The 8,361-nt window shown below is 71.8% G+C and carries 9 protein-coding genes; 3 read left to right on the top strand and 6 right to left on the bottom strand.

The genetic code is table 11. The annotated features are described in order from the left end of the window. Nucleotides 1-973: mannose-6-phosphate isomerase, class I (gene manA / locus IEZ12_RS13820; protein ID WP_229847519.1), on the top strand; the 973-nt coding region annotated here is incomplete at its 5' end. Here manA and IEZ12_RS13825 read toward each other — a convergent pair. Further along, nucleotides 970-1,527: an HD domain-containing protein gene (locus IEZ12_RS13825; protein WP_189272455.1), complete on the bottom strand. Its 558-nt coding sequence runs from the start codon at nucleotides 1,525-1,527 to the stop codon at nucleotides 970-972. The two genes, manA and IEZ12_RS13825, sit on opposite strands and share 4 nt — an antisense overlap. 107 nt (nucleotides 1,528-1,634) lie before the next feature. On the opposite strand from IEZ12_RS13825, the gene IEZ12_RS13830 reads away from it, so the two are divergent. Next, nucleotides 1,635-2,846 (top strand): GNAT family N-acetyltransferase, encoded by a 1,212-nt coding sequence (locus IEZ12_RS13830; protein ID WP_189272327.1) that lies wholly within the window; start codon nucleotides 1,635-1,637, stop codon nucleotides 2,844-2,846. Between the two features lie 22 nt (nucleotides 2,847-2,868). On the opposite strand, the gene dnaB is transcribed toward IEZ12_RS13830, so the two are convergent. Then, the gene (dnaB, locus tag IEZ12_RS13835; RefSeq protein WP_043916617.1) at nucleotides 2,869-4,362 is read right to left on the bottom strand and encodes a replicative DNA helicase; all 1,494 of its coding nucleotides are present in this window, start codon (nucleotides 4,360-4,362) and stop codon (nucleotides 2,869-2,871) included. A 578-nt stretch (nucleotides 4,363-4,940) separates the two neighbouring features. On the opposite strand from dnaB, the gene IEZ12_RS13840 reads away from it, so the two are divergent. Next, nucleotides 4,941-6,287, top strand: a complete 1,347-nt coding sequence (locus IEZ12_RS13840) for an MATE family efflux transporter (protein ID WP_189272328.1) — start codon at nucleotides 4,941-4,943, stop codon at nucleotides 6,285-6,287. A 72-nt stretch (nucleotides 6,288-6,359) separates the two neighbouring features. Here IEZ12_RS13840 and rplI read toward each other — a convergent pair whose 3' ends face one another. The 4 genes from rplI to rpsF all read right to left on the bottom strand — a co-directional run bounded on the left by rplI (nucleotide 6,360) and on the right by rpsF (nucleotide 8,113). After that, nucleotides 6,360-6,806 (bottom strand): 50S ribosomal protein L9, encoded by a 447-nt coding sequence (gene rplI, locus IEZ12_RS13845; protein ID WP_035864395.1) that lies wholly within the window; start codon nucleotides 6,804-6,806, stop codon nucleotides 6,360-6,362. 17 nt (nucleotides 6,807-6,823) lie between these two features. After that, entirely contained in the window at nucleotides 6,824-7,060 is a 237-nt protein-coding gene (gene rpsR, locus IEZ12_RS13850; RefSeq protein ID WP_030457605.1) for a 30S ribosomal protein S18, read from the bottom strand. A gap of 67 nt (nucleotides 7,061-7,127) precedes the next feature. Continuing rightward, nucleotides 7,128-7,721, bottom strand: a complete 594-nt coding sequence (locus tag IEZ12_RS13855) for a single-stranded DNA-binding protein (protein WP_043915335.1) — start codon at nucleotides 7,719-7,721, stop codon at nucleotides 7,128-7,130. Nucleotides 7,722-7,822: 101 nt separating this feature from the next. Continuing rightward, the gene (gene rpsF, locus IEZ12_RS13860) at nucleotides 7,823-8,113 is read right to left on the bottom strand and encodes a 30S ribosomal protein S6 (protein ID WP_043915336.1); all 291 of its coding nucleotides are present in this window, start codon (nucleotides 8,111-8,113) and stop codon (nucleotides 7,823-7,825) included. Nucleotides 8,114-8,361 lie beyond the last annotated feature (248 nt).

An 8,361-nucleotide genomic window follows, 5' to 3' on the forward strand; every position in this document is an offset into this window, starting at 1 on the left:
ACAGTTCGGACCCACCCTGCCGTTCCTGCTGAAGGTGCTGGCCGCCGCCACCCCGCTGTCCATCCAGGCCCACCCCACCCGCGCCGAGGCCCGGGCCGGCTACGCCGACGAGGAACGGCGCGGCATCCCGGTCGACGCGCCGCACCGCAACTACAAGGACGACAACCACAAGCCCGAACTGATCTGCGCGCTCAGCGAGTTCGAGGGCCTGTGCGGCTTCCGGACGCCCGCCGACGCGGCCGACCTGATGGCCTCGCTGGAGGTGCCCGGGCTGGAGCCGCTGATCGACCTGCTGCGCACCAAGCCGGAGGCCGAGGCGCTGTCCGGCGCACTCGCCGAGGCGCTCGCGCTGACGGACGAGCAGGGCCGGGCCACCGTGGACGCCGTGGCCCGCGCCGTCACCGCCGCCGCCCCGTCCGACCCGACGGGTGCGATGGCCGGCTACGCCTTCGCCGCCGCCGAGTACCCCGGCGACCGCGGCCTGGTCGCCGCCCTGCTGCTCAACTACGTCCGCCTGCAGCCCGGCGAGGCCCTCTACCTCGGCGCCGGCCTGCCGCACGCGTACCTGCGCGGCACCGGCGTGGAGATCATGGCCAACTCCGACAACGTGCTGCGCTGCGGGTTCACCCCGAAGCACGTGGACGTCCCCGAGCTGATGAAGGTGGTCGGCTTCGAGAGCGGCAGCCCGGAGATCATGCGCCCCGAGCCCGGCACGGACGGCGAGCGGCTCTACCCGGTGCCGATCGACGAGTTCCGCCTCTCCCGCTACGACCTCGCCGAGCACCCCGTCACCCTGCCGGGCGACGCCCCGCAGATCCTGCTCTGCACCGGAGGCACCGTCGAACTCGCCTCCGAAGGACAGGCGTTGACGCTCCGCCGGGGCGAGTCGGCCTTCCTGCCGGCGAACGGCGCGAAGACCGCGCTGACCGGCCCCGGCGCGACGGTCTTCCGCAGCACCGTCACCCTCGCCTAACCGGTCGGGAAGAGCGCCTGGTACGCCAGGCGCTCCTCCGCGCCGTCGCCGATCGCGGTGAGCAGTTCGTCCAGGACGAGGAACGCCTCCCACCGCTCGCCGCCACCGGCCCGGACCAGGGCGGTGACCAGCAGGTCCTCCAGGGCCGGGACGCGCTTGTTCTTCCAGGCCTTGTCGGCGAGGGACACCAGCAGGTCCTCGACGCCGGTGTCCGGGCCCCAGGTCGCGTGGCCGGCCGCGAAGCGCGCCAGGCGCGGGGCGACGCCCGCCGTCAGCAGCAGTTCCCGGCCGGCCGGCTCGTGCGCCGATCCGGGGGCGGACAGTTCCGCCCGGTGCACCACCTTCCCGATGTCGTGGGTGGCCGCGCCGAACAGCACCGCCGCCCGGTCGAACTCCAGCGCCGGGCAGTGCTCCGCCAGCCGGTCCACCAGTCGCACCGCCACGTCGTGCACCAGCCGCAGGTGCGCCACCAGCCGCGGCGGCGCCGCCAACTCGGCCAGCAGCAGCGTCGCTTCGTCCGGCAGCAGGCACAGTGGCAGGTCGTCGTGGTCCATCACGGCGGGTGAGGCTACCAGCCGCAAATTCGCTTGACCCAGTGGCGGGCCGCCGCTTGCACTGGGGCGGGCACCTGGCCGGACGACTGCGGGGAGGCAGCACAGCCATGGAGATTCGTTCCACCACCGAGAAGGACCTCGACGTCTTCGTCGACACCGTGTTCGCGGCGTTCGGGAAGCACCCGACGTCGCCGGAGGAGGACGGCGGCGGGGTCTGGTGGTCGGCGCTCGAACCCGAGCGCGGGCTGCTCGCCGTCACCGAGCAGGGGCGGCCGGTCGGCACCGCGTGCGCGTACTCGTTCGAGCTGACGCTGCCCGGCGGGTCGACCGTGCCGGTGGCCGGCATCAGCTGCGTCGGCGTGCTGCCCACCCACCGGCGGCAGGGCATCCTCACCGAGATGAAGCGCCGTCAACTCGCCGACCTGCGCGAACGCGGCGAGATCATGTCGGTGCTGCTGGCCTCCGAGGCGGTGATCTATCGGCGGTTCGGCTACGGCCCGGCGACCTACACCCGGCGGCTGACGGTGCCCCGGCACCGGGCCGCGCTCACGCCGCCGCGGGCGGGCCAGGAGCCCACCGGCACCGTCGAACTGCTCCCGCTCAGCGACTGCCGCGAGCTGGTGGAGCAGGTCTACGACCGCTACCGCCGCACCCAGCCGGGCGCGGTCTCCCGCCCGCCCCGCTGGTGGTCCCGGCGGGCCGGGCACCCGCCGACCGCCCCCGCCCAGCGCTGGATCGCCCTCCACCGGGACGTCGACGGCACCCCGGACGGGTACGCCTGCTACTCCCTGGACGACTCGCAGGCCATGCTGGTCGACGAGACCGTCGCGCTCGACGACGCCGCGTTCACCGCGCTGGCCCGCTGCCTGCTCGGCCACGACCTGGTCACCGAGGTCGCCTTCCGGCACTTCCCGCCCGGCAACCCGCTGCGCTGGCAGCTGACCGACTTCGCCGCCGGCGCGATCACCAACGACACCGACTGGCTCTGGGTGCGGCTGCTCGACGTCCCGCGCGCCCTCACCGCCCGCGGCTGGTCCGCGGACGGCGAGCTCGTCCTGGACGTCGACGACCCGTTCCTCGGCGAGCGGACCCGCCACCTGCTGACCGTCCGCGACGGCCGGGCCGACTGCACCCCGACCGACCGCGAGCCCGACCTGTCGCTGGACATCAGCGACCTCGGCTCGATCTACCTGGGCGGCACCACCCCGAGCACCCTGGTCCGGGCCGGCCACGTCCGCGCCCACCACCCGGCCGCGGCCGCGCTGGCCGACGCCATGTTCCGCGCCGAACGCGAACCGCACTGCCTGCACTGGTTCTGACGGCGCGGCGCCTCACTGTCCGTCAGGTCACGTCGCGGGTCATGTCCACGAAGCGCGAGTAGTGGCCCTGGAAGGCGACGGTGATGGTGGCGGTCGGACCGTTACGGTGCTTGGCCACGATCAGGTCCGCCTCGCCGGCCCGCGGGGACTCCTTCTCGTAGGCGTCCTCGCGGTGCAGCAGGATGACCATGTCGGCGTCCTGCTCGATCGAGCCGGACTCACGCAGGTCGGAGACCATCGGCTTCTTGTCGGTGCGCTGCTCGGGGCCACGGTTCAGCTGGGAGAGCGCGATCACCGGGATCTCCAGCTCCTTCGCCAGCAGCTTGAGGTTTCGGGACATGTCCGAGACCTCCTGCTGGCGGCTCTCCGCCCGCCGCGAGCCGCCGGCCTGCATCAGCTGCAGGTAGTCGATGACCACCAGGCGCAGGTCGTTGCGCTGCTTCAGCCGGCGGCACTTGGCGCGGATCTCCATCATCGACAGGTTCGGCGAGTCGTCGATGTACAGCGGCGCCGCGCTGACCTCGGGCATCCGCCGGGCCACCCGCGTCCAGTCGTCGTCGGTCATGTTGCCGGAGCGCATGTGGTGCAGCGCCACCCGGGCCTCCGCCGACAGCAGGCGCATGGCGATCTCGTTGCGGCCCATTTCGAGCGAGAAGATCACGCTCGGCAGGTTGTTGTGGATCGAGCAGGCCCGGGCGAAGTCCAGCGCCAGGGTGGACTTGCCCATGGCGGGGCGGGCCGCGATGACGATCATCTGGCCGGGGTGCAGGCCGTTGGTGAGCTGGTCGAAGTCGGCGAAGCCGGTGGGGACGCCGGACATCTGGCCGGACCGGGAGCCGATCGCCTCGATCTCGTCGAGCGCGCCCTCCATGATGTCGGCGAGCGGGGCGTAGTCCTCGTTGGTGCGCTGCTCGGTGACGGCGTAGATCTCGGCCTGGGCGGCGTTGACGATGTCGTCCACGTCGCCCTCGGCGGCGTAGCCCATGCCGGCGATCCGGGTGCCGGCCTCGACCAGGCGGCGCAGCACGGCGCGCTCGTGGACGATCTCCGCGTAGTACTCGGCGTTGGCCGCGGTCGGGACGGAGTTGACCAGGGTGTGCAGGTAGGAGGCGCCGCCGACGCGGACCAGCTCGCCGCGCTTGGTGAGCTCGCCGGCCACGGTGATCGGGTCGGCGGGCTCGCCGCGGGCGTAGAGGTCGAGGATCGCGCCGTGGATCAGCTCGTGGGCGGGCCGGTAGTAGTCGGCGGGCTTGAGCACCTCGACCACGTCGGCGATGGCGTCCTTGGACAGCAGCATGCCGCCGAGCACGGACTGCTCCGCCGCCAGGTCCTGCGGGGGGACGCGTTCGAATCCCTCGCTGCCGCCGAAGCCGGTCTCGCCGTCGCGGTCGCGCCGCTCGCCCTTGCCGGGGAAGCGGTCGCCCTTGCCGCCGCCGTCACGGCGCTGGAAGCCCCCGCCGCCGCCCTGCCCACCGGAGCCGTTGGCGGCGTTGTTCGAACGACGGGTGGCGGGCAGGCGGTCGCCGGGACCGTCGGGGAAGGCGTCGAGCGGGAAGGCGTCGTCGGACGGCTGCCAGTCGTCCTCCGGGGGCGGAGGGGCTTCGTGGTCGTCGTACTGGGGGCCGGTCACGCGTGTTCCCCGATCAGCGGTTGGTGCGAGTTGGTGCGGGCCTGTCCGGTGCGGGCGCTCTGTCTTTCATACGCCACCGAGCCGACAGTTCCGGCTGTGTGCGGGGCGGTGTCGCGCGGCCACCGGGGTCTGGTCCGGAGCCACGGTACGGGGGTCCGGGCGGTTCCTCCAAGACGGTTATCCACAGGCCATGTGGATAACTGCTCGGAGGCTGTGGAGAACCCCCGGAAAGCTGTGCACAACCCTGTGGACACCGCTGTGGATAACCACACGATCGCGCCGGTGTCAACTCGCTGACCTGCGGCGACCTTTTCCCCACCCTGTGCATGAGAAATTCTTCACACAGCTGGGGACGGGACCGCCCAACTGTTCGATCGGCCGTTCGATCCACCGTCCGTCCACAGGTCCGGTAAGAGCCAAAAGCCACTAGCGATCATTACCTGTGGATGAGTAGGGTGGACGTCATGCCAGCGACGCCCACCCGTCCCGCCCCCACGGCCGAACGCCGCCGCCACGACCGCGAGATCCTCGCGCTCGCGGTCCCGGCGTTCGGCGCGCTGGTCGCCGAACCGCTCTTCCTGATGGCCGACTCCGCGATCGTCGGCCACCTCGGCACCGCCCAGCTGGCCGGCCTCGGCATCGCCTCCGCCGCGCTCACCACCGCCGCCGGGATCTTCGTCTTCCTCGCCTACGCCACCACCGCCGCGGTCGCCCGCCGGATCGGCGCCGGCGACCGCCGGGCCGCCGTCCAGCAGGGCATCGACGGGATCTGGCTGGCCCTGATCCTCTCCGCGGGCATGGTCGTGCTCACGCTGGCGCTCGCCCCGCAGGCCGCCCACCTGCTCGGGGCCTCCCCCACCGCCGCCCCGTATGCCGTCACCTACCTGCGGATCAGCGCCCTCGGCGTGCCCGCGATGCTGCTGGTGCTGGCCGCCACCGGCGTGCTGCGCGGGTTCCAGGACACCCGCACCCCGCTGCTGGTGGCGATCGGCGGGTTCGGCGCCAACCTGCTGCTCAACCTCGGCCTGGTGTACGGCGCCGGCCTCGGGGTGGCCGGCTCCGCCTGGGGCACCGTGATCGCGCAGAACGCGATGGCCGCCGTGTACGTGGCCGTGGTGGTCCGCGGCGCCCGCCGGGAGGGCGCCGGGCTGCGGCCCGACCTGGCCGGCATCAAGGCCTCCGCCCGGGCCGGCGGCCCGCTGGTGGTGCGCACCCTGAGCCTGCGCGCCTCGCTGCTGCTGGCCACCGCGGTGGCCGCGCACCTGGGCGACGCCGAGATCGCGGCCCACCAGATCACCATGACCATCTGGTCGTTCATGGCCTTCGCGCTGGACGCCGTGGCGATCGCCGGGCAGGCCATCATCGGACGCTACCTGGGCGCCGGCGACCTGCCGGGCACCCGGGCGGCGACCCGGCGGATGGTCGGGTGGGGCGTCGGCGCGGGCGTGCTGCTGGGCCTGCTGATGGTGCTGGCCCGGCCGCTGTACGTCCCGCTGTTCACCGACGACCCGTCGGTCCGGGGGCTGCTGTCCACCGTGCTGCTGCTGGCGGCGCTGACCCAGCCGATCGGCGGCCTGGTGTTCGTGCTGGACGGCGTGCTGATGGGCGCCGGCGACGGCCGCTTTCTGGCCTGGGGGATGCTGGCCGCGCTGCTGCTGTTCACCCCGGCCGTCCTCGCGGTGCCCGTGCTGGGCCTGGGCCTGGCCGGGCTGTGGTGGGCGATGAACCTGTTCATGCTGGCCCGGGCCGCGGTCCTGGCCGGCCGGATACGCACCGGCCGCTGGATGGTGACCGGCGCCGTCCGGGCGTAGCCCTTCGACGGCACGACGAAGGGGCCGGACTCCGAGTGGAGTCCGGCCCCTTCGTCAGCTCTGCGGCAGAGATCAGGCAGCGACGACGGCGACGTCGAGGTTGGCCTGAACGTCCGAGTGCAGCTTGACCGAGACCTTGTGGGTGCCCACGGTCTTGATCGGCGAGGCGATCGCGACGGCGCGCTTGTCCACGGCCGGGCCGTTGGCGGCCTTGATGGCCTCCACGACGTCGGCCTGGGTCACCGAGCCGAACAGGCGGCCGGCGTCGCCGGAGCGAACGGCCAGCTTGACCTGCAGGCCCTCGAGCTTGGCCTTGACCTCGTTGGCGGCCTCGAGGGTCTGGATGGCGTGGATCTTCCGGGCGCGACGGATGGCGTCGACGTCCTTCTGACCGCCCTTGGTCCAGCGGATGGCGAAGCCACGCGGGACCAGGAAGTTGCGGGCGTAGCCGTCCTTGACCTCGACGACCTCGCCGGCGCTGCCGAGGCCGGGGACCTCGTGAGTGAGGATGATCTTCATTGTTCGGTCACCCTCTCTTAGCGCGTGGTGGAGGTGTAGGGCAGCAGGGCCATCTCACGGCTGTTCTTCACGGCCGTGGCGACGTCACGCTGGTGCTGGGTGCAGTTGCCGGTGACCCGGCGGGCACGGATCTTGCCACGGTCGGAAATGAACTTCCGCAGCAGGTTCGTGTCCTTGTAGTCCACGTAAGTGGCCTTGTCCTTGCAGAAGACGCAAACCTTCTTCTTGGGCTTGCGAGCAGGCGGCTTCGCCATTGTGTGCTCCGTTAAGTACGAGATCTGTCAGCGTGTCCGGGCCCGTGCGGGCCCGGCCGAGCGCCGCTTAGAACGGGGGCTCTTCCGAGTAGCCGCCACCGGACGGGGCGCCCCAGCCGCCGCCCTGCTGGCCGCCGGACGGGGCGCTGGACGCCCACGGGTCGTCGGACGGGCCGGACTGACCGCCGCCGGAGTTGCCACCCCAGCTGCCGCCACCCTGGTTGCCGCCGCCGTACCCGCCGCCGCCCTGCTGGCCGCCGAAGCCGCCACCGCCACCGCCGCCGGGACCGCCGGAGCGGTTGGCGCGGGTGACCTTGGCGGTCGCCGAGCGCAGGCTCGGGCCGACCTCATCGACCTCGACCTCGAAGACCGTCCGCTTCTCGCCTTCCTTGGTCTCGTAAGACCGCTGGCGCAGTCGGCCCTGCACGATCACGCGCATGCCGCGCTGCAGCGACTCGGCCACGTTCTCCGCCGGCTGACGCCAGACGTTGCACGTGAGGAAGAGGCTTTCGCCGTCCTTCCACTCGTTGGTCTGACGGTCGAAGGTGCGCGGGGTCGACGCGATGCGGAACTTGGCCACCGCGGCGCCCGACGGAGTGAAACGCAGCTCGGGGTCGTCGACGAGGTTGCCGACGAGGGTGATGACGGTCTCGCCTGCCATGTGGTGATGACCTCTCGGAAAGAAGTTCTGCGGTGCTCGTCAGCGGTGTTCCACGTGGAACACCGGACGCGAGCCCTCCGGCGCGTACGCCGGAAGTGGGCTCAGTGGGTGTCCGGGCGCAGGACCTTGGTCCGCAGAACCGACTCGCTCAGGCTGAGCTGGCGGTCGAGCTCCTTGACGACCTCGGGCGTGGCCGTGAGGTCGATGACCGAGTAGATGCCCTCGGACTGCTTGTTGATCTCGTACGCCAGGCGACGACGGCCCCAGGTGTCTACCTTCTCAACCTTGCCGCCGCCGGTGCGGACGACGTTGAGGAAGCTCTCGATCAGGGGGGAGACAGCGCGCTCCTCGACCGACGGGTCGAGGATGACCATCACCTCGTAGTGACGCATGTGTAACCCACCTCCTTTGGACTCAACGGCCACGGTCTCTCCGTGGCAGGAGGGTTGTGCGCGTCGGCACCGATGGTCCGGGCATGCGGGCACGCCCTACACCAGTGCAGAGGGGCCAGCCTACCGGGTGAGCCGACCGGCGGACAAAACGCCAGGACCCCGGGGTTGTCATTTCGCTCATATCAGTATCAATCTGGACAGAACGAACGTTCCCTCCACCACAGGAGGTGGGTCCTATGGCGCAGAAC

Source organism: Kitasatospora griseola, assembly GCF_014648555.1.
Classification (GTDB): Bacteria; Actinomycetota; Actinomycetes; order Streptomycetales; family Streptomycetaceae; genus Kitasatospora; species Kitasatospora griseola.